At 45.5% G+C, this 22,478-nt stretch carries 19 protein-coding genes and 2 tRNA genes; 14 read left to right on the top strand and 7 right to left on the bottom strand.

What is annotated here, in order from left to right:
• Window positions 1-137 precede the first annotated feature (137 nt).
• A complete protein-coding gene (locus tag G517_RS0114295; protein WP_028304976.1) occupies window positions 138-1,169 on the top strand; it encodes a quinone-dependent dihydroorotate dehydrogenase in 1,032 nt (343 codons plus the stop codon).
• 108 nt (window positions 1,170-1,277) lie between these two features.
• On the opposite strand, the gene rmf is transcribed toward G517_RS0114295, so the two are convergent.
• Window positions 1,278-1,487 carry a ribosome modulation factor gene (rmf, locus tag G517_RS0114300; RefSeq protein ID WP_028304977.1) on the bottom strand — a complete coding sequence of 70 codons (210 nt, stop codon included), beginning with the start codon at window positions 1,485-1,487 and terminating at the stop codon, window positions 1,278-1,280.
• 633 nt (window positions 1,488-2,120) lie between these two features.
• Here rmf and rlmKL point away from each other — a divergent pair.
• Both rlmKL and G517_RS0114310 read left to right on the top strand, forming a co-directional pair.
• Window positions 2,121-4,304, top strand: coding sequence for a bifunctional 23S rRNA (guanine(2069)-N(7))-methyltransferase RlmK/23S rRNA (guanine(2445)-N(2))-methyltransferase RlmL (gene rlmKL / locus G517_RS0114305; RefSeq protein ID WP_028304978.1), 2,184 nt, complete (start codon window positions 2,121-2,123; stop codon window positions 4,302-4,304).
• A gap of 115 nt (window positions 4,305-4,419) precedes the next feature.
• Window positions 4,420-4,695, top strand: a complete 276-nt coding sequence (locus G517_RS0114310) for a glutaredoxin family protein (protein WP_028304979.1) — start codon at window positions 4,420-4,422, stop codon at window positions 4,693-4,695.
• Between the two features lie 55 nt (window positions 4,696-4,750).
• Here G517_RS0114310 and G517_RS19365 read toward each other — a convergent pair whose 3' ends face one another.
• A complete protein-coding gene (locus G517_RS19365) occupies window positions 4,751-5,038 on the bottom strand; it encodes a WGR domain-containing protein (protein ID WP_051206428.1) in 288 nt (95 codons plus the stop codon).
• A 292-nt stretch (window positions 5,039-5,330) separates the two neighbouring features.
• Between G517_RS19365 and pdxB the strand changes: the two genes are divergently transcribed.
• The 4 genes from pdxB (at window position 5,331) to G517_RS0114340 (ending at window position 10,057) form a co-directional block, all read left to right on the top strand.
• Entirely contained in the window at window positions 5,331-6,509 is a 1,179-nt protein-coding gene (gene pdxB, locus G517_RS0114320; RefSeq protein WP_028304980.1) for a 4-phosphoerythronate dehydrogenase PdxB, read from the top strand.
• A 415-nt stretch (window positions 6,510-6,924) separates the two neighbouring features.
• A complete protein-coding gene (locus G517_RS0114330) occupies window positions 6,925-7,953 on the top strand; it encodes a TRAP transporter substrate-binding protein (RefSeq protein WP_425413777.1) in 1,029 nt (342 codons plus the stop codon).
• A gap of 139 nt (window positions 7,954-8,092) precedes the next feature.
• Window positions 8,093-8,680 carry a TRAP transporter small permease gene (locus tag G517_RS0114335; RefSeq protein ID WP_028304982.1) on the top strand — a complete coding sequence of 196 codons (588 nt, stop codon included), beginning with the start codon at window positions 8,093-8,095 and terminating at the stop codon, window positions 8,678-8,680.
• Between the two features lie 90 nt (window positions 8,681-8,770).
• On the top strand, window positions 8,771-10,057 hold the full coding sequence (locus G517_RS0114340) for a TRAP transporter large permease (RefSeq protein ID WP_028304983.1): 1,287 nt from the start codon (window positions 8,771-8,773) through the stop codon (window positions 10,055-10,057).
• Window positions 10,058-10,067: 10 nt separating this feature from the next.
• Here G517_RS0114340 and G517_RS0114345 read toward each other — a convergent pair whose 3' ends face one another.
• Entirely contained in the window at window positions 10,068-10,541 is a 474-nt protein-coding gene (locus G517_RS0114345) for a Fur family transcriptional regulator (RefSeq protein ID WP_028304984.1), read from the bottom strand.
• A gap of 97 nt (window positions 10,542-10,638) precedes the next feature.
• Entirely contained in the window at window positions 10,639-11,907 is a 1,269-nt protein-coding gene (locus G517_RS19370) for an AmpG family muropeptide MFS transporter (RefSeq protein WP_051206450.1), read from the bottom strand.
• A 301-nt stretch (window positions 11,908-12,208) separates the two neighbouring features.
• Between G517_RS19370 and G517_RS0114355 the strand changes: the two genes are divergently transcribed.
• The 4 genes from G517_RS0114355 to G517_RS0114370 all read left to right on the top strand — a co-directional run bounded on the left by G517_RS0114355 (window position 12,209) and on the right by G517_RS0114370 (window position 14,976).
• The gene (locus G517_RS0114355; RefSeq protein WP_036591536.1) at window positions 12,209-13,015 is read left to right on the top strand and encodes a carbon-nitrogen hydrolase family protein; all 807 of its coding nucleotides are present in this window, start codon (window positions 12,209-12,211) and stop codon (window positions 13,013-13,015) included.
• 147 nt (window positions 13,016-13,162) lie between these two features.
• Window positions 13,163-14,650 (top strand): glutamate--tRNA ligase, encoded by a 1,488-nt coding sequence (gltX, locus tag G517_RS0114360; protein ID WP_028304986.1) that lies wholly within the window; start codon window positions 13,163-13,165, stop codon window positions 14,648-14,650.
• 121 nt (window positions 14,651-14,771) lie between these two features.
• Window positions 14,772-14,847, top strand: a tRNA-Ala gene (locus G517_RS0114365).
• 53 nt (window positions 14,848-14,900) lie between these two features.
• Window positions 14,901-14,976, top strand: a tRNA-Glu gene (locus G517_RS0114370).
• 162 nt (window positions 14,977-15,138) lie between these two features.
• Here G517_RS0114370 and G517_RS0114375 read toward each other — a convergent pair.
• The 3 genes from G517_RS0114375 to gltA all read right to left on the bottom strand — a co-directional run bounded on the left by G517_RS0114375 (window position 15,139) and on the right by gltA (window position 19,611).
• Window positions 15,139-17,088 carry an HD domain-containing phosphohydrolase gene (locus G517_RS0114375; protein ID WP_028304987.1) on the bottom strand — a complete coding sequence of 650 codons (1,950 nt, stop codon included), beginning with the start codon at window positions 17,086-17,088 and terminating at the stop codon, window positions 15,139-15,141.
• Between the two features lie 274 nt (window positions 17,089-17,362).
• Window positions 17,363-18,238, bottom strand: a complete 876-nt coding sequence (locus G517_RS0114380; RefSeq protein ID WP_028304988.1) for an NAD(P)-dependent oxidoreductase — start codon at window positions 18,236-18,238, stop codon at window positions 17,363-17,365.
• Window positions 18,239-18,324: 86 nt separating this feature from the next.
• Window positions 18,325-19,611 (bottom strand): citrate synthase, encoded by a 1,287-nt coding sequence (gltA, locus tag G517_RS0114385; protein WP_028304989.1) that lies wholly within the window; start codon window positions 19,609-19,611, stop codon window positions 18,325-18,327.
• A 366-nt stretch (window positions 19,612-19,977) separates the two neighbouring features.
• Here gltA and sdhC point away from each other — a divergent pair, with 366 nt between their 5' ends.
• From sdhC to sdhA, 3 genes are read left to right on the top strand one after another with little or no spacing between them, the layout of a single operon-like run.
• Complete coding sequence (sdhC, locus tag G517_RS0114395; protein WP_028304991.1) at window positions 19,978-20,355, top strand: succinate dehydrogenase, cytochrome b556 subunit; 378 nt, start codon at window positions 19,978-19,980, stop codon at window positions 20,353-20,355.
• A complete protein-coding gene (sdhD, locus tag G517_RS0114400; RefSeq protein WP_028304992.1) occupies window positions 20,349-20,696 on the top strand; it encodes a succinate dehydrogenase, hydrophobic membrane anchor protein in 348 nt (115 codons plus the stop codon). The genes sdhC and sdhD overlap by 7 nt, the downstream gene beginning before the upstream one ends.
• A gap of 3 nt (window positions 20,697-20,699) precedes the next feature.
• Entirely contained in the window at window positions 20,700-22,475 is a 1,776-nt protein-coding gene (gene sdhA, locus G517_RS0114405; protein ID WP_028304993.1) for a succinate dehydrogenase flavoprotein subunit, read from the top strand.
• The last annotated feature ends 3 nt before the right edge of the window (window positions 22,476-22,478 follow it).

Here is a 22,478-nt window from a genome sequence, read left to right on the forward strand (position 1 = left end):
CTGCGAAGTGTTTGCCCGCTATATTTTTGCTCGACTCTTTGCTAGACCTTTTACCCGTTAATGCTTTTACGGCGCTGTCAGCGTATAATCCTGCCGTTTTCCCTCTGCTTTGATCTATCGCCTTCAGGAGTCCTATCATGTACGGTTTTGCGCGCAATATTCTGTTCCGTTTTTCCGGTGAAACGGCCCATGAACTGGCTTTGGATGGCCTGAATGCAGCCAATCGCTTAGGTCTGCTGTCTCCATTTGTGGCGAAGCCGGTTGATGCACCGGTAAACGTGATGGGAATTACATTTCCAAATGCGGTGGGTATGGCTGCTGGGCTTGATAAGAATGCTGACTATCTTGATGCGTTAGGTACGCTGGGTTTTGGTTTTGTAGAGGTGGGCACGGTTACGCCGAAGCCTCAACCGGGTAATGCTAAGCCCCGCTTATTTCGTATTCCTGAAAAAGACGCCATCATCAATCGTATGGGGTTTAATAATAAAGGTGTACACCATCTAGTCGAGCAGGTAAAACAGCGTCATTTTCAGGGTATTGTTGGGATCAATATCGGTAAGAATCTGACGACATCGGTAGAAGATGCTGAGAAAGATTACCTGTACTGCCTGAAGGAAGTGTATGCCCATGCAGATTACATCACGGTGAATATTTCTTCGCCTAATACACCAGGGCTACGATCTTTGCAGTTTGGTGAAAGTCTTGAGGCTTTACTGCGCGCCTTAAAAGAAGAGCAGTCGCGCCTTGCCGAGCAGTATCAGCGTTATGTGCCGATTGCCGTTAAGATTGCGCCAGATATGACCGATGATGAAATTCGTTTGGTGGCGAATAATATTCGCAACCAAAAGATGGATGGGGTTATTGCTACGAATACCACCTTGGATCGTGATGTGGTATTAGGCTTAGATAACGCCGATGAAGCCGGTGGCTTAAGCGGTCGTCCGGTACGGGATAAGTCAACTCATGTGATTCGCGTGTTGGCGGAAACCTTAGAGGGTGAGCTGCCGATTATTGGTGTTGGTGGTATCGATTGTGCTGAAGCGGCCTGTGAGAAAATTGAAGCTGGCGCTAGTTTGGTACAGGTTTATACCGGTTTTATCTATCAAGGGCCAAAATTGGTGAAAGAAGCGGCAGAAGCTGTAGCAGCTTTACAGGCCTTGAAAAAATAGTGGTTTATGTAAAGGATGTAAAAAGGCTCGCAATAGCGAGCCTTAGTTTAAAATCGTATCACAAGGTGATTTGTTCTGTTGGATCCAGCTGAATACAGCCGCGACACTCTAAGGCAGAACGGTCGGATTCTTATGGATTCCGGAGACACCTGTCATACCCGACCAAGAATCAGCGCGGCCTTCTCGCCATCCGCTCATCCAGTACTGACGGGTATCAATGTTATTGTTGGGGCATAAATCACGAGATTTTCCAGATACGCCCGCTTGGTAACCACGTAAAAAAGCTCGTTGACCAGGGTCTCTTTTTTGTCTTTTCATAATGAGTAACGCCTCGTAGCTATCTGTGGAGTTTGTTATATCATTAAGTGGATGCCTCTTGGCTTATGCCGCTTAATGTACCGTATCGCAATCGGTGAATAACAAACGCTCCCTGAATGTAAAAGTCCTATGGCAATCAATAATTGCCGGTTGTTAGGTCTTCTTAGCTAGACCTTGGATGATCTGAGACATCAAGTTTCTTTAACCTCCGGTCTGATGTTGGAAAAGCAAGCAGCCTTTAAAGCTAAATTAATAAAGCTAATTAAAATGTTGCCTACTCTTTTGGTTATTTTCCGTTATCGTACTCTAAGTGACCTCGGTTGAGCATCAGAGTTCCGTTGTTAAATATCACTACTTTTTAGTTAAGCTTTACCGTTTTTTGAAACTTTACTGAGTTGTGCTTTAAACTTTACTAACAATGTTTGGCTTAACCGCTAGAATTCAACATAACAGGCCTAAGGGCTGTGTTCAATGATGTTTATGTTCGTTCAAGTTAAGCGGCAGCAATTCATTTGTAGTGGAATTGTCACACTTTGTCGAACACCTTTTTTTCATAATCCTGCCTCTGTTTAGACGGGACAGGAATAACCAAACACGCTAATACCGTTAGCCTGTTGATTTGGCTGGGAAATAATGGCTTTACTAGATCTTTTTTTAACCTGTCCGAAAAGCCTTGAAGGCCTGTTAGCACAAGAATGTGCTGATCTGGGTGCAGAGAACGTAAGGGAAAGAGTGGCTGGCGTTGAATGCCAAGCCACACTGGAAGGTGCTTATCGCTTGTGCCTATGGTCCCGTCTTGCTAACCGTGTTTTGCTACGCCTGTATACTGGCCCTGCTGAAACTGCGGAAGAAATGTATGATACGGTGCAGTGGGTTAATTGGCAGGAACATATGCTGGACAGGGGGACGCTATCGGTTGATTTTACCGGTACAAACCGCGAAATTCGCAATACGCACTTTGCGGCACAAAAGGTAAAAGATGCGATTGTTGATCAGCTTAAAGACAAGACCGATTTTCGTCACTCTGTGGATAAAGAGCGGCCATCTATGCGGGTTAATGCGCGTCTTAACCGTGGTGAAGTGGTTCTTAGTTTGGATCTTTCTGGTAGTAGCTTACACCAGCGTGGCTATCGTCTAGATGGCGGTTTAGCGCCCTTGAAAGAGAACCTTGCTGCGGCTATTTTAATTCGCAGTGGCTGGCCTGAATTGGCAAAAGAGGGTAAACCGCTTATTGATCCTATGTGTGGTTCCGGCACCTTGCTGATTGAAGGTGCTTTAATGGCAATGGATCAAGCGCCAGGTTTAAACCGTAGCCACTTTGGTTTCTTTACTTGGAAGCAGCATGATTTTGATCTTTGGCGTGAGGTTGAACATGAAGCGGAAGCTCGTGCATCGCTAGGACGTAATCGTTGGAAAGGTCTGATTTATGGCTATGATGTTAGCAATAAAGCCTTAGATGCGGCCCAGAAAAATATCCGTCGTGCAGGCTTAGACAATACCGTACACGTGGGTAAAAAAGAGCTGGCTTACTTTGTACAGCCGACCCATGCCGGTAATCTAGAGCCGGGGCTTGTGGCGACTAACCCGCCCTATGGTGAGCGCATTAGTGATATGCCATCACTGATTCATCTCTATCGTCAGCTAGGGGATCGTCTAAAAGAATCCTTCCCTGGATGGCAGGTATCGGTCTTTACTGGCAATAGTGATCTGTGCCATAAGCTAGGGCTTCGTAGCCATAAGCAGTACAACATGTTTAATGGTGCCTTGCCGTGTAAGCTGCTTTTATTTGGCATCGCTGATGCGGCAACGCAACAGGCTCGCCCTGATAAACCAACGCAAACCACTCAAGAGCTGATTTTAGATGAATCAGGTTGGAGTGAAGGCGCAACGATGTTCGCCAATCGCGTGCGTAAAAACCTTAAACAGCTGAAAAAATGGCTGAAAAAGGGCGGTGTTCAATGCTATCGTGCCTATGATTCTGATATTCCTGAATATGCTGTAGCCGTGGATGTTTATGGTGACCATCTGCATGTACAGGAATACGCGCCACCTAAAACCATTGAAACGGCGAAAGCTGAGCGTCGTTTGATGGATGTTATTCAGGTTTTGCCTGCGGTTTTTGGTATCAGTCCATCTCATATTCACCTGAAGCAGCGTAAGCGTCAGACAGGGCGTGATCAGTATGAAAAGATGGATAAAAAACGCGAGATGATGACCGTAACCGAAGGGCCGTGTAAGTTGTTGGTTAACTTAGACGATTATCTTGATACGGGGCTGTTCTTGGATCATCGACCTATACGTACTTATCTGGGCGAGCAGGCAAAGGATCTGCGCATCTTAAACCTGTTCTGCTATACCGCCACCGCAACGGTACATGCCGCCGTAGGCGGTGCCCGTAGCACGGTGAGTATAGACCTATCAAACACTTACCTTGAATGGGGTAAGAAAAATATGCGCTTGAACGGGTTTTATGGCGAAGAGCATGAGTTTATTCAGGCAGACTGTAAGCAATGGCTGCAGGAGAATATGCGCCTGTTTGATCTGATTTTTCTGGACCCACCAACGTTCTCTAATTCTAAACGAATGAAAGATGTCTTGGATGTACAGCAGGATCATGCCCGTATGATTCGCAATGCGATGCGCGTTTTGGCTCCGGGTGGTGCTTTGATTTTCTCGAATAATCTACGCAGCTTTAAAATGGATGAGTCGATCCTTGAGCAGTTTGATGTGCAGAATATCTCGAAAGACACCATCCCTGTGGACTTCGTTCGTAATCCTAAGATTCACCATTGTTTTGAGATTCGTTATTTCGACTAATCATCGACGGTTTTGAATAACAATTCTAAAATAAAATCTGAAGTGCCCCGACTGGTTCGGGGCCTTTTTTTATTCCAATTTTTTATTCTGATGTTTTTCTAAAAGGAACGCTTGTATGAGTAAGACGCTCTATCTTTATACGACTTTAGGTTGTCACCTGTGTGAGCAGGCTTTAGCGATAGTGCAGCCGATATTGACGGAAGTAGCGTTTATTAAGGATGAGGCGGGTATTACATTAGAACTGGTCGAAATTAGCGAGCAGGAAGCCTTGGTGGCAAAGTACGGTATTCGTATTCCTGTGATCCGGCTGTCTGGTAAAGATGAGGATCTAGGATGGCCATTTGATGCAGGCGCAGTGAAGCACTATCTAATGCTTGAGCCAAGTATTTAAGGCTATCAATAAATAGGACGCAGTAAAATAGACGGTAATAAAAGATAGCGGCGGGCTAGCTTGTGGGCAGCTCGCCTGCTTTCATTAAGTCAGAGAAGAGGTCGGCGGCTTCTTCGGTATCATTTAGCTGTAAGACGCGCTTCATGCCTCGGCTTTCTTGAACCGTACCGATGCTTTCCATCAGCGTGACCGCTTCATCGTAAGACTCCATTAAGGAATGGGTTAACCCGCCAAATTGAGTACCTATCTGTCCCCAGGCTTTTGTAAGCAGCCAGTCGCCGAACATATCCTGATGGATATGAACCAGACAGTAATCATGTTCGTTTTGCCAGCGAACAATCACTTGTGCAACTCCTACGGACTGATATGATTCTCAACCACTGTGATTGGTTTTTTTAATTTGCACAGTAGTCCCTGTAAAGCGAAAACCTGCCTCTTTAAATGGCAGGATAATAGCGGTTAGGAATATTAACAGATAACACGAATACGAGATTACTAACGGCGCATAAATACCTGTTGCAGGGAATTGAGCCTGAATCACTCGCATTTGTAAAGTGTTGATATCAAAAGTGCTTTAGGCTGATATAACAATGCCTTAGGTTCGTTATAAGTGGGTTAATAGTTGAGGAAAACAGATGCACATTATTGCCGATGAGAATATTCCCCTTGTTCAGGAGTTTTTCTCCGAGTTGGGCACGATTGAAACATTGCCCGGACGCTCTATGACCCGAGAGCAGATTCAAAAGGCTGATGTGCTGCTGGTGCGCTCTATCACGCAAGTTAATAAGAAATTATTGGCTGGGACGCGCGTTCGTTTTGTGGCCACGGCCACCATCGGTTGTGATCATATTGATCAGGGTTACCTTGAAGCTAACAAGATCGGCTTTGCTAATGCACCGGGCTGTAATGCCAACTCTGTTGTTGAATATGTGCTGAGCGTACTGTCACTTCTGTCAGATCAAGAAGACTTTATTCTGAAAGAGAAAACCGTTGGTATTATTGGTGCGGGTAATGTCGGCAGACGTTTGCAGATGCGACTGGAAGAGATTGGTATTCGTGTGCTGATTAATGACCCCCCTAGAGCTATCGCTGAAGGTGATAAAGGGTTTATTGATCTTGATGAACTGCTAGCACAATCTGATATTGTTAGTATGCATACGCCTTTAATTACAGAGGGTGACTGGCCAACGTTGCACCTGCTGAACGAGCGCCGCATTAAGGCTCTTAAGCCTGATACCGTATTGATTAACAGTGGTCGTGGTGCTGCGATTGATACAGAGGCTTTAAAGTGCCGTTTACAGGAAAAAAATGATCTGGTTACTGTGCTCGATGTTTGGGAATCTGAGCCCAATATCGACTATGAGCTATTAGAACTTGTTGATATCGGTACACCCCATATTGCGGGCTACAGCTTAGACGGCAAATTAGGCGGTACTGAGATGGTTTACTTAGCCGTATGTCAGTATTTTGGTTTACCTGCACGTAAGAAGCTAGGTCAGTTAATTCCTGAGCCTCCGTTGCGCAAGCTGTCGTTCTCTAGCCGAGCACATCGATGGCTATCAACATTAACTGCGATTCGAGCTTGCTATGATGTCCGTAATGACGATATGGCCATGCGCAGAGCATTTGCTAAAGTGAATAAGAAAAGTGTATCAAAGAAAGGCTCATCTTTCGGCGAAGCATTTGATGAGTTGCGCCGGACTTATCCAGTGCGACGTGAGTTTAATACCCTAAAAGTACAGCTTAAAACCAGTCAGAAGAAACTTGGCGATCAGCTCGAAAAGTTTGGATTTTCCGTTAGATTAGGCAAGTGATTAATTATTGTTCTAACTAATTTTCCTTCTCTATAGCACATAATTAGCCCGTTGTTACAGCGGGCTAATCGTCCGTATAAATCAGCACTATATCCGCTTATATCCCGCCACTGCTCTGGCCTTTGGCCTAATGGATTTACACGAACCTCTTCTGTTTACTTTCAGTATTTTGCCTATAAATCGCAGATATTCTATTTTTTGACCGAAAAATGTCACCTTGACGCTTTGTTTGTTCTTTAGCTAAGTTAAAAAAAGGATTGTCTATAATCTCGTTTAAATCAAGGTAAGGCATTCGGTTCTTGCCTGCAGGTTTTACCTGTTCAGTCTGCTGAATACGAATAATATCGTTAGAACTCGATTCGTGTTTAGGTCAATTTTACTGCCCTGTTTAGGCAGTGTCGGAAGATGGAGTGACATGATGTCAGTAACCAGTCAATTAAAGAAAATCGCAGGTATTTCTTGCGTAGCCGCCACGCTTGCAACGGCAGCAGGTATGGTTCAAGCCGATACATGGCGCTATGCCCATGAAGAGTACAAAGGCGATGTACAAGATGTCTACGCCTATAAGTTCAAAGAATATATTGAAGAGAACTCAGAACATACACTGAAGATCTATCGCTTTGGTGAGTTGGGCGAGTCTGACGATATTATGGAGCAAACTCAGGCTGGTATTTTGCAGTTTGTTAACCAGTCTCCGGGTTTTACCGGATCTTTGATTCCTGAAGCACAGATTTTCTTTATTCCTTACCTATTGCCAACGGATATGAAAACCGTGGTGCAATTTTTCCGTGAAAGTAAGGCGATCAACGAAGACTTTACCAAGCTGTATGCCGATAAAGGCCTAGAGCTACTAAAAATGTACCCTGAAGGCGAAATGGTTGTGACCGCTGATGAGCCGGTGACTAATCCTCAGGATTTTAAAGGTAAAAAAATTCGTGTGATGACGAACCCATTATTGTCTTCTACTTATGAAGCCTTTGGAGCAACGCCAACGCCTTTACCTTGGGGTGAAGTTTACGGTGCGCTGCAAACAAATATGATTCAAGGCCAAGAAAACCCTATTTTCTGGATCGAATCTGGCGGTTTGTACGAAGTATCCCCTAACCTGATTTTTACAGGACATGGTTGGTTTACAACCGCATCAATGGCAAATAAAGAGTTCTTTGATGGCCTATCCGTCAAAGATCAAAATATGGTGCGTAAAGCATCTGAGTATGCCTTCAATCAAACTGTTGAGCATATTGATGGTTTGGCAGAGCGTGCGCTGGATAAAATTGTGAAAAGTAGCGACAAGGTTACGGTGACTCGCCTTAATGAGCGTCAGATTGAGAAGTTTAAAGCTCGAGCGCCCCAGGTTGAAGAAACCTTTTATGAACTAGCCGGTGATAGCGGTAAAGCGTTGCTACAGCAGTTTAAAGCAGACCTTAACGCGATTGCCCCTTAAGTTTAAATAGATCTTAACGCAACCGTTAGTGATTGGCGCAAAGCCTACGGTAGGGTGGCTTGGCGGGTTTTAATTGACCTGTACAAGCCATCTTGCTTCAGATTAACGGCACGTATTAGCCGACGATGAACTCAAAACCATGACCGACTCTGAAGACCTATCCTACCAATCAGAGCTGCCCGGAATTCTTGGTCAGTTTGATATGCTTATCAGTAAAATTGAAGCCTTTATGCTGGCGGCAGGCGTACTGCTTATGGCGCTTAACACCTGTGTAAATGTTATTGCTCGTTTTGGTTTTGGGCAGGGCTTGTTTTTTTCCGGTGAGATCAATCGTATCCTTATTATCTTAATCACCTTTGCCGGTATTGGCTTTGCCGCACGGCAAGGGCGGCATATTCGCATGTCTGCGATCTATGATGCTCTGCCCCATAAAATACGTAAATGGGTGATGATTTTTATTGCTCTGTTCACCTCTGGCATTATGTTTTTTCTTACTTGGCTTTCCTGCGAGTATGTCATAGACGTCTATTCCCGGGGGCGTATTTTGCCGGCGCTGGGCTTTCCTATCTGGAGTATCTATGTCTGGGTTCCCTTGGGTTTTGCGGTGACAGGGGTACAGTATTTTCTAACCGTTATTAGAAATCTAACCAGCAACGATATCTATCTTTCAGCGGGTATACTGGACGGCTACGTTGATGATAAGCCCGATGACAAGGTTGACGTTTAATCGCCATGGCAGATAAAGACTAAACCCTCTTATGCTCTAATATTTAACCTAACACTCTAATACTTAACAGGTAATGCTTAAGGATTGACCATGGCTACCACCTTAATGCTAATCATGATCGTGCTGCTGTTGCTCGGTTTTCCGATGATGATTCCGTTGATTACCGCCGCCCTAGCGGGCTTTTACATGATGTTTGGCGGTATTGGGCAAATGGATACGTTTATTCAGCAGGTACTGGGCGGTATTCGTCCTGCATCTTTGATTGCTGTGCCGATGTTTATTTTAGCGGCGGATATTATGACCCGTGGCCAGTCGGCTAATCGCTTAATTAATATGGTGATGACTTTTATTGGCCATATTCGCGGGGGATTGGCCATTAGTACGGCCACTTCCTGTACGTTATTTGGTGCGGTATCAGGGTCCACTCAAGCAACGGTTGTCGCTGTTGGCTCTGCATTACGTCCTAAGCTACTAAAAGCAGGCTACTCGGATTCTTTTTCTCTGGCCTTGATTATCAATGCTAGTGATATCGCCTTTTTGATTCCACCGAGTATCGGCATGATTATTTATGGCGTGATCTCGGAAACCTCTATTGCAGAACTGTTTATCGCAGGTATTGGGCCGGGGTTTTTAATTCTGTTCTTGTTCTCTATTTACTGTTTAATTTATGCCACTGTGAATAACGTGCCCACAGAGGAAAAAGCCTCGTGGGGTGAGCGCTTAACCGCCACCCGTAAAGCTATTTGGCCTTTGATGTTCCCTGTGATCATTGTTGGCGGTATTTATGGCGGTGTTTTTAGCCCAACGGAAGCTGCGGCAATCTGTGTGCTATATGCGGTTATTCTGGAGTTTGGTGTATTCGGCTCTCTTAGCAGTCGAGATATTTATATTATTGCTAAGTCTACAGGCTTGATTACGGCGGTGGTGTTTATCTTAGTGGGCGTTGGGAATGGATTTTCGTGGATTATCTCTTTTGCTCAAATACCACAGGCTATTCTTGAGGTTGTCGGTATTAATGATATGGGGCCAATGGGTGTGCTGGTTGCGATCTCCGTTGCCTTTTTTATTGCCTGTATGTTTGTTGATCCTATCGTGGTTATCTTGGTTCTAACCCCTATTTTTGCCCCTGCAATTGAGGCGACAGGTTTAGATCCGGTTCACGTTGGTATTATTATTACTTTGCAGGTGGCGATTGGCTCCGCTACGCCGCCCTTTGGTTGTGATATTTTTACTGCTATTGCGATTTTCAAAAAACCTTATTGGGAAGTGGTGCGAGGTACAGGGCCTTTTATTATCATGCTGTTATTCGCTGCGGCTTTATTGGTTATGTTCCCCCAGATTGCGCTTTTTCTTCGGGATATCGCATTTGCTGATTAAATAAAAGATATCAAGCCTTATCATCTCTGGTGTGTAAGCAGTGCTCGCATAGACCATGCAGTTCAAGCTGTTTACGCACTAGAGTGAAGCCCGCCTCTTCAATACCTCTGTTTAGTTCGTTTAAGGTGTCCTGGCTGATACTGAGTTCTTTTACCGCATTGCAATGGTCACAAATTAGAAACTGTGGTGGCTGATGGGGATGACTACAGCACATATGGTGACAGGTTAGAAACTGATTGGTTGTTTCCAGTTTGTGTACAAAACCATTGTCCAGTAAGAAGGTTAAAATACGGTAAGCGCTCATCGCAGGAAGATTTTCCGTATATTTTTGGCGAAACTGTTCCACCACATCGTAAGCTGATAATGGGTTCTCTGCTTCTAATAATACGCGTAAAACCTTTTCTCGTTTTGGTGTTAAGCGAACACCTGATTCTTGGCACGTTTTTAATGCATAGTCGATCGCATACTGAATATCTTTTTTCATGGTTTACCATTCTTTATGATCTAGGTTAAAGCGACCTATATGTTATTTAGCCTGTGTCGCTGAGCTGGTTTGCTTGCTTATCTTTTCGCTGGTTTAATCATTTGGCCTGATGGGAGGGCTGGGCTGATTGATCCGTTTGACTGTGCCAGCTTGAAAAGTGACGTAATAGCCAAAGCCCCGGTAATGCAATTAAGGTGCAAAGAATAAAGAACTCTGTCCAGCCCATTATTTCAGCCAAATAACCACTCGGCGCTGATATTAATGTGCGTGGTACGCCCATTAAGCTGGTCAGTAACGCATATTGAGTGGCGGTGAACCTTTTATCGGTCAGTGCAGCCATAAACGCCATATAAGCAGCGGTTCCCATGCCTGCGGTTAGGTTCTCAAAACCGATTACTGCGGCGAGCAGGTTCATGTTGTAACCTGTTTGTGCTAATACGGCAAAGCCTGCCGTGCTTGCCATTTGTAATAGGCCGAATAACCATAATGCTCGATAGATGCCGAGCTTGATGATGAGTGCGCCGCCTAAGAAAGCCCCGATCAATGTCGCCCAAAACCCAAAGAATTTTACCGTGACACCAATTTCAGTGCTACTAAAGCCGAGATCAACATAGAAAGGGCTGGTCATGGCGCTGGCAAGGGTGTCACCTAGTTTGTAGAGCAGAATAAACAACAGGATTGTCCAAGCGCTATCCCGTGTAAAATATTCTTTGAAAGGCTCAACAACCGCGGCCTTTAAACTGGAGGGCGGCTTGGCGGTAACCGTGGGTTCAGGGGACATCAGTGTGGTGATAATACCGATGCTCATGCAGAGCCCCATAAGCATATACACTGTGGCGAAACCTAAGCTGTCGGCCAGTATTAGACCGCCACCAGAGGCAAGTAGCATCCCTGTGCGGTAGCCGTAAACATAAAGACTGGAACCCATGCCAAGTTCATTTTCGGACAGATGCTCTCGCCGATAAGCATCAATAACAATATCTTGGCTGGCGCTGAAGAAAGTTACTAATAAAGCCAAAAATGCGATGGTCCACGGTGATTCTACGGGATTAGATAAGCCAAGACTGGCGATAGCTAAGGCCAATAAAAGCTGTATAAGAACCAGCCAGCCTCGTCTTCTACCTAAAAATGGCAAGGTGAAGCGATCAAGAATAGGTGCCCAGATAAATTTTAGGGTATAGGGTAGACCCACTAAGGCCATTAAACCGATGGTGGATAGATCGACACCCTCTTCACGCATCCAAATTTGTAATACCGAGATGGTGAGTAGTAACGGCATTCCGCTTGAAAAACCCATCACAAACGTTGTCAACATACGCCGGTTAAAACAGATAGAGAGGCTGTTCTTAATGTTTTGCTTGATCAAGGTGTTGTCCACATCTATCGAAGTACCGTTTTTTAAGATCAGCCGTTGGAATGCGGTTGCCCTGTGATTGCCCAATTATCTGTAAGGCAAAGCGTTAAGAAGCCCTTATTGTACGCAAGTTACTCTTCTGTGCCGAGGGGCAATGCCGTTGTTATACTGCAACTTATTTGGAAGGGTGGTTATTTGTTTGAATGGCTACATGAAGTGAACGGCTGAACGGCGGCAGGATGTTTCGCTCTTAACCGTTCGGTACGATTTAATGACGGATGTCATGATTAACGTTTAATAACAGGTGAAGAAGATGCTGGTAGATTTTAAAGTTGCAGCGGTGCAAATGGTTTCAGGTGAAGATACCGAGCAAAACCTGAAAAGAGCCACTTACTGGGTTGAGCAGGCGGCAGGTCAAGGTGCTCAGCTTGTTGCGCTACCGGAGTATTTTCCCTTACTGCATCATGATGAAACGGTTAAGTTTAGTATCGCTGAAGATTATGGTCATGGCCCTATTCAACAGCATTTATCGGCTCTTGCTAAACGTTTGAATATTTGGCTTGTGGCGGGATCTATTCCGCTAAAGAGTAAGCAGGTTGATCATGTGACAAACACCACGCTGGTATTTGATCCTGCCGGAGAGTGCATGGCTCGTTATGATAAGATTCACCTGTTTAGCTTTCAACAGGGTGAAGAATCCTACAATGAATCTTCCAGTATTGAAGCGGGCCTACAGCCGGTTTGCTTTGATACCCCGTGGGGGCGTGTAGGGTTGGCTATCTGCTATGACCTGCGTTTTCCTGAGTTATTTCGTGCATTAGATAATGTGGATCTGTTGATTGTACCCTCGGCTTTTACGGTGCCAACGGGGCGTGCTCATTGGGAGTTGCTGCTTAAAGCCCGAGCCGTAGAAAACCAGTGTTATCTATTAGCTCCGGCTCAAGGTGGTGAGCACGAAAGTGGCCGGCAGACGTGGGGGCATACCATGGCTGTTGATCCTTGGGGGGAGGTTTTGGCTGTACAGGAACAGGGTGAAGGTGTTATTAGCGCAACGCTTAATGTCCATCGTATTGAGGAAGTGCGTCGGCAGCTACCGGCTTGGCTGCACCGCCGTCTTTGATACCGTTAGCGAGAGAAGTAAACGTAAAGTTTTATCCTCCTATGCGTTATTCGCAAGCTCTGGGGCTGTTGGTCTGACAGCCTCTGGACTATAATCGCGGTTAATAACACTTCTCTCATTCATCATCACAGGATTGAACGGAATACCATGACTGTTCGCACCCGTATTGCACCTTCACCAACTGGTGACCCCCACGTTGGTACCGCTTATATTGCATTGTTTAATCTGGCATTTGCCCGTAAGCATGGCGGTAAGTTTATTCTGCGTATCGAAGATACCGACCAGACCCGTAGCAGTGCTGAATCAGAGCAGATGATTTTTGACTCCCTGCGATGGTTAGGTCTGAACTGGGATGAGGGGCCAGATGTTGGTGGCGAGTATGGCCCGTATCGTCAAAGTGAGCGCAAAGATATCTATGCGGATTACGCTTATCAGCTAGAAAAAGAGGGTAAGGCGTTCCGTTGCTATCGCACCAGTGAAGAGCTGAATGATCTGCGTGAAAGTCGTAAGGCGGAAGGCAAGCACACAGCTTTAAAGCAAAGTGATTTAGCGCTGCCGGCGGAAGAAGTCTCTACTCGCGAAGCTGCAGGTGCGCCGTATGTGATCCGTATGTGTGTTCCAGAGGAAGGTGTCTGCCAAGTTGAAGATATGCTACGTGGCACCATCGAGATTGACTGGGGGCAGATCGACTGTCAGATTCTGCTAAAAGCAGATGGTATGCCAACCTATCACCTTGCCAATATCGTGGATGATCATCTCATGAAGATCACCCATGTGTTGCGTGGGGAAGAGTGGATTAACTCTGCGCCTAAGCACAAGCTACTGTACGAATATTTCGGTTGGGAAATGCCGACACTATGCCATTTTCCGTTGCTGCGTAATGCGGATAAATCTAAGCTGTCTAAGCGTAAAAACCCAACGTCGATCAATTTCTATCGCCGCATGGGCTTCTTACCTGAAGCGGTAGTGAATTATCTGGGGCGTATGGGCTGGTCGATGCCGGATGAGCGTGAACGCTTTAGTCTGGATGAGATGATCGAAAACTTTGATATTCAGCGCGTGTCTCTGGGCGGGCCTGTTTTTGATGTTGAAAAACTATCTTGGTTGAACGGTTTGTATATCCGCGAAACGTTAGATGATCAGCAGTTTATGCAGGAAGTGATGAAATGGGCGTTTAATCCTGAATATGTCAGTCAGATTATTCCTCAAATCAAAGGCCGCGTAGAAACCTTTAGTGATATTGCGCCATTGGCAGGCTTCTTCTTCTCGGGTATGCCTGAGATTAGTGAAGACAGTTTTGCGCACATCAAGACAGAGAAAGAGTCCGTTGTAAAACAACTGCAATTTACACTTTGGCAGATGGAAGCGCTACGTGAGTGGAATAAAGATAATATCTTTGCTGATGTGAAGATGTTATCAGAGTACTTTGAAGTGAAGATCAAAGAGTTCCTTCAGCCTATTTTTGTGGCTATTGCTGGCTCTGCAACTTCCTCTTCTGTTTTGGACTCTATGGCTATTATCGGGCCTGATATGACCCGTGCTCGTTTACGCCATGCGGTTGAGGTTTTAGGTGGTGTTTCTAAGAAACAAACTAAAAAGTTAGAAAAAGAATTTGCAGCATTGAATAACGGTTAGTCATAATGTAGGGCTAACCAGTTGATTTCACTTGAATTGTTTTTTCTATTAAAAATAATTTTTTTGAAAAAAATGTTGACCTGTACGGGGTGAAACTATATTATTTCTCCCGTACTTGAGAGGGGCCTTAGCTCAGCTGGGAGAGCGCAACACTGGCAGTGTTGAGGTCAGCGGTTCGATCCCGCTAGGCTCCACCAATTTCAAGTATTGTTTTTAATCTATTTTAACTCTTAGGTTGAAAACACCGTGTGTCCCATTCGTCTAGTGGCCTAGGACACCGCCCTTTCACGGCGGTAACAGGGGTTCGAACCCCCTATGGGACGCCATATTTCTTTTTAGCTTAAATTGAAATATATAAAATATACCGCTTAATTGCGGTTTTTTTATGCCTGAAATTTGAATTCTTCCCGCTCTATGCTTCTTTCTTTTATTCCTATTCGGTTTTCTTGTCTGCTAACAAGCAGGCTTGTCAGACCTGCTTCGCTCGATTAATCCATCATCAATAAACGGTTTACAAAGTATTTGCTAGGGTCTTCTGGGCGAATAATCGTGCCGATGCTAGCGCTAGAGGCAGGGTCGGCCATATCATAATCGACAGGGGTGATTAGCTGTTTCTTTTCGGCATCGTAGATAATGCGGATCAAGCCAGGCTTTGATGTTTTAGGGTCAAGGGTGAGAACAAAAGCAAGCTTGTTGCTGGATAGGCGAACAAAAGAACCCACAGGCATTAAGCCGATGCACTTAATAAAGCGCTGTACCATAATGCGATCGAACTGCTTATCGCTATTCATTAATGTCTTAAACGCTAAGGCTGGCAACATGCCTTTGGCGTAGTTGCGATCCGTTGTCATCGCATCGTAGGCGTCAACAATAGCGGCCATACGGGCCAGTCCTGAAATTTTATCGGACTTTAATTGTCTTGGGTAACCCGAGCCATCAAGGCGCTCGGTGTTACCGAGTACAATGGCCAGTACTTCCTTGGGTAGGGTGTTTGATGCCCCTGTGAGTGCCTTATGGGTAGCAAGAACATGGCGCTGCATGGTGCTAAGTTCTTGTTTGTTAAGCCTATCAGGCTTAAACATAATCATGCTTGGCAAGGTTGTTTTGCCAATATCGTGTAGTAAGCCAGCATAAATGAGATCGGCAATATTACCTGTGTACCCCATGCTCTTAGCAAAATGTGCTAAGTGAATGCCAAAGCTGACAGAATGTTGGGGTATATAGTCTTGGGCGTCCCTTAGCGTTGTTAGGGCTAGTAATACATCGGCATTTTGTTCTAGAGCACTGGCAAGTTGTTGAGATATATCGTAGGCCGGTTCAAGTTTTAGTGTCTGCTTTTGCTTAAGCTGAGCCAGTAACCCCTTAACGCTAGCAATAGCATTGGAGTGGTAGATGCGGAACTCTTTGAAGAGCTCTTGCAGCTTGGCTTTCTCTTTTTGTTGCTTGAACTCGTTAATGCTGGATTGCATTGAGTCGCTTTCTACTTCAGGGGTTTGATCGGCATCGCTGGTTTGAGCGTCTTTCCCTTTACTGGCTTCTTTTCCTGTCCCGCTTTCTTTGTCGGATCGAATGCTCGTTTTTTTCTTGCGAGGGGCATCAGTTTCGCTTGTGGCGACGTTGGTGCTGCCTTCGACTTCATCCAAAGGTTTTTCTTCGTACAGAGGAGAGGTGTAGCGTGAGCTACCATCGCTGGATCGTCTAGCAACTTCACGCTGGATTTCAGCAACAGCGTAAGAAACCTTGCGCTCCTCCATTGGGGGAAGTTCAATAAAGAGACAGCCGCAACTGGATCGATTCTTTTTTTCATCGTAGCCCACATGCCGAACTTGTATCGGGGTGCTTATGGACAGTTGATTAGGGAAAGTGATTGAGCAGCTATCAAGAACGACCTGATTCCCTAAGGTTTCTCTATAGTCACCATCCAGCTCAATTTGACAGCCTTGGGCTGAAATATCTTTGAGCTCGCTCACAATAGGTTTTTGGAAATCTTTTGATTCTAAAATGGCGTCAATAATAACGCCGCGTCTAATCTGGGCGCGATAGAATTGGCGGCGTTGAAAATAATCCAGCTCATCGGGAAAGGGGATTTTATAAATCGCCAAGCCTCTCTGCCGACCTTTGCCTATTGCCCTGAGTGTTGATGAGGTAATGCGGCAGCCGTCGTAGAAGGCCTCGAACATAAACGGACCGCTTTTTTCCATAATGCGATCACCCTTGTCAGGGGTGACTTGGTCAATAATGAAATTGCGACCCTTCAGGTCCACTTTCAAGATAATGGACGAATAAGCGCCTTCAACGGTATTGAAGTGCAATTTAAGAGGAGTGTGGTGATCCTTTAGGCGGTTGAGAAGCCCGTAGATGCTTTCAGGTTTGGTCAATAACTGGCCTTGTGGCTCAGATTGATTGTCCTGTTGTTCTGTAGGGTTCTCGGCTGCCAAGGTACCAAATCCTCTTTGTTTTTGTGGTGGCGCGGTATCTATCTCTGCTAAGCCTCACGCTCTAAGTCAATAGTCAACTTACGCGTTACCTTATCTGGAATTGAGATGTGCTTAATATTTCCTGCGGCAACTTATATTTTTTTTACAAAATAGCCCTGTTGTCGCGGTGCTTTTGCTTAAAGAGATTTTGAGTATTAAAAGCGAAAACATCTTATAAAATCAAATGCCTGAATTGTAAACTTCAAATTGTAACTCAGGAGATTTTAAAAGGTATTTAATCCGTTGCTTTAAGTCTTTTTAGCAGGCTTGAGGTGTCCCAGCGGTTGCCGCCCATTGCTTGGACTTCACCGTAAAATTGGTCAACTAAGGCCGTGACCGGTAGTTTAGCCTTAATTTTACGTCCTTGGCTTAGACAGATGTCAAGGTCTTTGCGCATCCAGTCGACAGCAAAGCCATGATTGTACTCATCTTCGACCATTGTCTTATGACGATTGACCATTTGCCAAGAACCAGCAGCGCCTTTTGAAATAACCTCAATGACTTTCTTTTGATCTAGGCCAGCTTTTTCGGCGAAATAAAGCCCTTCAGATAAGCCTTGTACTAGGCCTGCGATACAGATTTGGTTGACCATTTTGGTTAATTGACCGGCTCCTGCGTCTCCCATAAGGGTTACTGCTTGAGCATATGTTTCCATAATGGGTTGGCATTGATTAAATATTTCTTCTTCTCCGCCACACATAATTGTGAGCTTGCCGTTTTCTGCGCCCTGTTGTCCGCCGGATACCGGTGCGTCGATAAAGTGTAGACCTGCTGCGCGACAGGCTGTGTCTAATTCTGTTGCTAATTCTGCGGAGGCGGTGGTGTGATCAACTAAGATGCTGCCAGCTTTCATGGCGCTAATAACGCCGTTTTCACCGGTTGTGACGCTACGCACATCATCATCATTACCGACACAGCAAAACACGATATCGGCATTTTTGGCGGCCTCTGCAGGGGTTTCGCCGATAAGTCCGCCGTGGCTGGCTGCCCATTGTTTTGCTTTTTCTGTGGTTCGGTTGAAAACAGTAACGCTATAGCCCGCCTTGGCAAGATGGCCTGCCATAGGGGAGCCCATAACGCCGAGGCCGATGAATGCGAGATTTAGTGCCATGTTTTTGCTCTCCTAGAGATAAAAAGGACTGCTCTAACATAAAAAAAGGGCTGCAATGCAGCCCTTTTTTTGATGCCGTATTGAGATTACTTTGTTGGATAATCGCGCATATCGGAACCTTTGTACAGTTGGCGAGGGCGACCAATTTTATTGTCACCACTAACCATTTCTTTCCAATGAGAGATCCAGCCAACCGTTCGAGATAGTGCAAAGATCACTGTGAACATATTGGTTGGGATGCCTAGGGCTTTCAGGATAATACCTGAATAGAAGTCTACATTCGGATAAAGTTTGCGTTCGATAAAGTACTCATCTTCCAATGCAATCTCTTCTAGACGCTTAGCAATGTGTAGCTGAGGGTCGTTTTCTAGGCCTAGCTCTTTCAGAACTTCATCGCAGGTTTCTTTCATAACTTTAGCGCGAGGGTCAAAGTTACGGTAGACGCGGTGACCAAAGCCCATTAGACGGAATGGGTCATCTTTATCTTTTGCTTTGGAGATGAAGTGCTGAATGTTTTCTTCGGAGTCTTCACCGATTTCGTCCAGCATTTCCAATACGGCTTCATTTGCACCGCCGTGGGATGGCCCCCATAGCGCTGCAATACCTGCTGCGATACAGGCAAAAGGGTTGGCGCCAGTAGAACCTGTTAGACGGACAGTGGAGGTTGAAGCGTTTTGTTCATGATCCGCATGTAGCATGAAAATGCGATCCATAGCTTTAGCAAGAACAGGGTTGGGTACGTACTCTTCGCAAGGCGTGCTAAACATCATATACAGGAAATTTTCTGCATAGTTTAGATCGTTGCGAGGGTAAACAAAGGGTTGACCCGTTGAGTATTTGTAGCACATTGCTGAAATCGTCGGCATTTTTGCAATCAAGCGGAATGCTGATACTTCACGGTCACGGGGGTTACTGATATCCAGTGAGTCATGGTAGAACGCTGATAGCGCACCAACAACACCGCATAAAATCGCCATAGGGTGTGCGTCACGGCGGAAGCCTTTGAAAAAATGAATCAGCTGTTCATGTACCATGGTGTGGTAGGTGATGGTTGATTCAAATTTAGCTTTCTCTTCCTGGCTTGGTAGCTCGCCGTTTAGTAGCAGGTAGCACAGTTCTATAAAGTCAGACTGCTTTGCTAGCTGGTCGATCGGGTAGCCACGGTGTAGCAATACGCCTTGTGCGCCATCGATGTAAGTAATAGATGATTCGCAAGATGCGGTGGAGACAAAGCCGGGGTCGTAAGTGAACATTCCCTTGGAGGTCAAGCCGCGTACGTCGATAACGTCAGGGCCAACGGTTCCGCTGTAAATCGGCAGTTCAATTGGTTCGTCAAGCCCTGGTACCGTCAGGATCGCTTTCTTGTCAGCCATTGAGGCCTCCTTTTTTAATTGTTAATTCATACTTGCCATGCCCAAAATCGCGGACTGCACAAATATAGAAGGATAAACCAGATTGTCAATTACCTAAAAAGGTAGCAGTAATGCAGATAAGGCTTGTTAAAATCGAGCCAAATCACGTGTATGGGCAATATAGGGAATTATACCTCAGCTATGCCTTTGGTTTTATTGTAATCATAATAGCGAGTCACTATAATTCTTGCCGCACGATTGGCGGTGGTGCAGCCTCATATAGATACGTAATAAAGGCAAGTTTTACTTGCACCTTACTTCTATATAAGGATGCAGCCACTAGAAACCATAAGCCCTATGAAAGGGCATTGAGAGTGTGTAAGAGCCGTGAATAGCAAAAGACCTGTAAACTTAGATCTAGCAACTATTAAGCTCCCGCTCCCTGCTTATACTTCGATTTTGCATCGTATCACAGGCGTTATTCTGTTTGTTGGTCTAGCGTTTCTGTTTTGGGCTTTCGATTCTTCACTAGAATCTGAAGCTAGTTTCAATGCAGTTAAAGTAACTTTGCAGGAGGGTGCATTCGCCAAGTTTGTACTCTGGGGACTTCTTTCCGCACTGGCATACCATGTTGTCGCAGGTGTTAAACATCTACTTATGGATGTAGGCATTGGTGAGACACTGGAAGGTGGCCGTCAAGGCGCTCAACTGACGCTGGTGATTTCTGTAATTCTTATTGTACTGGCAGGGGTGTGGGTATGGTAACCAACGTAACGAATTTCGGTCGTAGCGGTCTTTCTGACTGGGTGTTGCAGCGTTTTAGCGCGGTTGTTCTCGCTCTGTATAGCGCTTTTATGGTTGGTTACTTTCTAACAACTTCTGACCTTGATTATGCTCAATGGTCTGCTTTCTTTGATCAAACCTGGGTGCGTATCTTTACGTTCCTGAGCATCCTTTCAATTGCTGCCCATGCCTGGATCGGTCTGTGGACAATTTCTACTGACTATATCAAGCCAACGGGGATCCGTTTTGTCTTCCAGGCAGTATGTAACCTAGCCCTCTTTACCTATGTGGTATGGGGTGTTCAAGTTCTTTGGGGAGCGTAAGGAATGACTGCAAATCTACGTACTTTGAGTTTTGATGCCATCATCGTTGGTGGTGGTGGTGCCGGTATGCGTGCAGCACTTCAGCTGTCACAGTCTGGCAAAAAAACGGCACTGATCACAAAAGTTTTTCCAACGCGTTCTCATACGGTATCTGCTCAGGGTGGTATTACCTGTGCTATCGCAAGTGCGGATCCAAATGATGATTGGCGCTGGCACATGTACGATACGGTTAAAGGCTCTGATTATATCGGTGACCAAGACGCTATCGAATACATGTGTATGGAAGGCCCAAAAGCGGTATTCGAACTAGAGCATATGGGTTTACCTTTTTCTCGGTTTGAGAATGGCCGTATCTACCAACGTCCTTTTGGTGGTCAGTCTAAGAACTTTGGTGAAGGTGGTCAGGCTGCGCGTACCTGTGCTGCTGCTGACCGTACAGGTCATGCACTGCTACACACTTTGTATCAGGCTAACCTAAAAAATAACACTGTATTCTTAAACGAATGGTATGCAGTGGACTTAGTTCGTAATGACTCCGGTGACATCTGTGGTGTTATCGCGCTTTGTATCGAAACAGGCGAAACCGTATTTGTTAAAGCCGCTGCAACGGTTTTGGCTACCGGTGGCGCAGGTCGCATCTATGCTTCAACCACGAATGCTTTGATCAATACTGGTGACGGTATCGGTATGGCGCTTCGTGCCGGTATTCCTGTACAGGATATCGAAATGTGGCAGTTCCACCCCACAGGCATTGCCGGTGCAGGTGTACTGGTTACAGAAGGTTGTCGTGGTGAAGGTGGCTATCTGGTCAATAAAGATGGCGAACGCTTCATGGAGCGCTATGCGCCTAACGCGAAAGACCTTGCAGGCCGTGACGTTGTGGCTCGTTCTATGGTTATGGAGATCCTTGAAGGCCGCGGTTGTGGCGAAAAAGGTGATCACGTATTCCTGAAACTGGATCACCTAGGTGAAGATGTTCTTAACAAACGTCTACCGGGTATTTGTGAGCTAGCAAAAACATTTGCTCATACCGATCCTGTTAAAGAGCTTGTTCCGGTTGTTCCAACCTGTCACTACATGATGGGTGGTGTGCCGACAAATGTTCATGGTCAAGCGCTGACTTTGGATAAAGAAGGTAACGATCACATCATCAATGGTTTGTACGCGGTTGGTGAAGTAGCCTGCGTATCCGTTCACGGTGCAAACCGCTTGGGTGGCAACTCGCTACTTGATTTGGTTGTATTCGGTCGTGCGGCAGGTATTCATATCGAGAAAGCATTAAGCGAAGGTTTAACTGACTCGGATGTGAATGAAGCAGATATCGAACGTGCTATGGCGCGTCTGAATCGTTGGAATAACTCATCTGATGGTGAAAGCGTTGCTGATCTGCGCGCTGAGTTACAGCAGACGATGCAGAACTACTTCGGTGTATTCCGTACAGAAGAGTTTATGCAGAAGGGCATCCAAGAACTAGCTTCTCTTCGTAAACGTATAGAGAATGCTAAGCTGGACGATAAGTCTCAAACGTTCAATACCGCACGTATTGAAGCTCTTGAACTGGATAACTTGCTAGAAGTAGCTGAAGCTACTGCTATTACAGCAGAATTCCGTAAAGAGAGTCGTGGTGCTCACGCTCGTGACGATTATCGTGATCGTGATGACGAGAACTGGCTGAAGCATTCAATGTACTTCCCGGCAGACAAACAAGTAGGTAAGCGTGACGTAAACTTTGCGCCTAAGACTGTACCTACGTTTGAACCTAAAGTACGTACTTACTAATTT

The organism is Oceanospirillum maris DSM 6286 (genome assembly GCF_000422865.1).
Classification (GTDB): domain Bacteria; phylum Pseudomonadota; class Gammaproteobacteria; order Pseudomonadales; family Halomonadaceae; genus Oceanospirillum; species Oceanospirillum maris.

Coding starts and splice junctions, on each gene's coding strand:
- G517_RS0114295 (WP_028304976.1), top strand. CDS start 138: ATGTACGGTTTTGCGCGCAATATTCTGTTCCGTTTTTCCGGTGAAACG.
- rmf (WP_028304977.1), bottom strand. CDS start 1,487: ATGAAAAGACAAAAAAGAGACCCTGGTCAACGAGCTTTTTTACGTGGT.
- rlmKL (WP_028304978.1), top strand. CDS start 2,121: ATGGCTTTACTAGATCTTTTTTTAACCTGTCCGAAAAGCCTTGAAGGC.
- G517_RS0114310 (WP_028304979.1), top strand. CDS start 4,420: ATGAGTAAGACGCTCTATCTTTATACGACTTTAGGTTGTCACCTGTGT.
- pdxB (WP_028304980.1), top strand. CDS start 5,331: ATGCACATTATTGCCGATGAGAATATTCCCCTTGTTCAGGAGTTTTTC.
- G517_RS0114330 (WP_425413777.1), top strand. CDS start 6,925: ATGATGTCAGTAACCAGTCAATTAAAGAAAATCGCAGGTATTTCTTGC.
- G517_RS0114335 (WP_028304982.1), top strand. CDS start 8,093: ATGACCGACTCTGAAGACCTATCCTACCAATCAGAGCTGCCCGGAATT.
- G517_RS0114340 (WP_028304983.1), top strand. CDS start 8,771: ATGGCTACCACCTTAATGCTAATCATGATCGTGCTGCTGTTGCTCGGT.
- G517_RS0114345 (WP_028304984.1), bottom strand. CDS start 10,541: ATGAAAAAAGATATTCAGTATGCGATCGACTATGCATTAAAAACGTGC.
- G517_RS0114355 (WP_036591536.1), top strand. CDS start 12,209: ATGCTGGTAGATTTTAAAGTTGCAGCGGTGCAAATGGTTTCAGGTGAA.
- gltX (WP_028304986.1), top strand. CDS start 13,163: ATGACTGTTCGCACCCGTATTGCACCTTCACCAACTGGTGACCCCCAC.
- G517_RS0114380 (WP_028304988.1), bottom strand. CDS start 18,238: ATGGCACTAAATCTCGCATTCATCGGCCTCGGCGTTATGGGCTCCCCT.
- gltA (WP_028304989.1), bottom strand. CDS start 19,611: ATGGCTGACAAGAAAGCGATCCTGACGGTACCAGGGCTTGACGAACCA.
- sdhD (WP_028304992.1), top strand. CDS start 20,349: ATGGTAACCAACGTAACGAATTTCGGTCGTAGCGGTCTTTCTGACTGG.
- sdhA (WP_028304993.1), top strand. CDS start 20,700: ATGACTGCAAATCTACGTACTTTGAGTTTTGATGCCATCATCGTTGGT.